The sequence below is a fragment of the Xenorhabdus griffiniae genome, assembly GCF_001028135.1.
In the GTDB taxonomy this organism is placed as follows: Bacteria; Pseudomonadota; Gammaproteobacteria; order Enterobacterales; family Enterobacteriaceae; genus Xenorhabdus; species Xenorhabdus bakwenae.
Genome location: NZ_LDNM01000190.1, coordinates 1 through 768, shown reverse-complemented (window position 1 = coordinate 768; position 768 = coordinate 1). Strand labels below are relative to the sequence as shown.

Annotated in this window: 1 protein-coding gene; it reads right to left on the bottom strand. The window is 56.1% G+C overall.

All coding sequences use genetic code 11. From position 1 onward, the window contains the following. Window positions 1–768 (bottom strand): condensation domain-containing protein (locus tag AAY47_RS19605; RefSeq protein WP_047772060.1); only part of this gene is annotated, 768 nt, incomplete at both ends.

Here is a 768-nt window from a genome sequence, read left to right as displayed (position 1 = left end):
GCTCAGAGAGATACGCAGGGGCAGGGTGTTGATAAACATACCCAGTATGCGATTAGCCCCCGCACCGCCTTGCAAACGACCCAGCAGCACGGAGCCAAACACCACATCATCGCGGCCGCTGGTTTGGGCCAGTACCTGCGCCCAGGCCACATGGAACAGGACGCCGGGACTGACGCCCAGCCGACGCGCCTGAGAGCGAATGGCCTTCGCCAACGTAGAGTCAAGTGGAAGACGGTGTTCGTTGATAACACTATTATCGGCGGGTACGCTGAGTATCCCGAAAGGGGCGGTGGGTTCATCAATATCCGCCAGTTGGCTACGGAAATAGGCTTCATGTTCTGCCACGGGCACACTTAATGTCTGGGCAATAAAGTTGCGGTAGGGCAACATCGTGGGCAGTGTTTTGGCATTGCCCCGTAGTATCTGGGCAATTTCCGCTAAAATCAGCTCCAGTGTCAGATGGTCACTGACCAGATGGTGGAAACGTAAAGCCAGCAGCCATTCATTCTGTCGCGGATCGTGGGCGATATCGGCAGCAAAGAGAGGGGCGCGGTTCAGATTGATCCGGTGCTGACGCGGATCAGTGTGAGCCTGTAACTGCGCCGGAATATCGCCTGTCGTGGCCGGGATGAATTCATGGATAGCCAGCGTTGCCTGACGCCAGACCACCTGCACCGGCTGTTCCAGTTTTTGCCAATAAACCGCTGTACGCAGGATATCATGGCGGTTGATAACCTGTTGCAAGGCATTCAGGAAGCTATCGAGACG